Genomic DNA, 338 nt, shown 5'->3' with positions numbered 1-338 from the left:
AGTCCTTAACCTCGCCTGCCAGCGTAACTCGCCGGACCGTTCTACAAAAAGTACGCGGTTGAACATTTCTCGTTCTTCCACAGCTTGTAAACACAGGGTTTCAGGTTCTCTTTCACTCCCCTCACGGGGTCCTTTTCACCTTTCCTTCACAGTACTATGCGCTATCGGTCACTAAGGAGTATTTAGCCTTACGGGGTGGTCCCCGCTCCTTCCTACAAGGTTCCACGTGTCTCGTAGTACTCTGGATCCTGCCGCGCTTCCTCGAATTTCATGTACGGGGCTTTCACCCTCTCTGGCTGGCTTTCCCAAAACCATTCTATTACTCTTGGAAGTCACTT

At 50.9% G+C, this 338-nt stretch carries 1 rRNA gene; it reads right to left on the bottom strand.

From position 1 onward, the window contains the following. Window positions 1-338: ribosomal RNA gene (locus H6A32_RS16010) — 23S ribosomal RNA — on the bottom strand; the annotation flags it as partial.

This window comes from Drancourtella massiliensis (genome assembly GCF_016900655.1).
In the GTDB taxonomy this organism is placed as follows: Bacteria; Bacillota; Clostridia; order Lachnospirales; family Lachnospiraceae; genus Sellimonas; species Sellimonas catena.
This window is presented reverse-complemented; position numbering and strand designations above follow the sequence as displayed.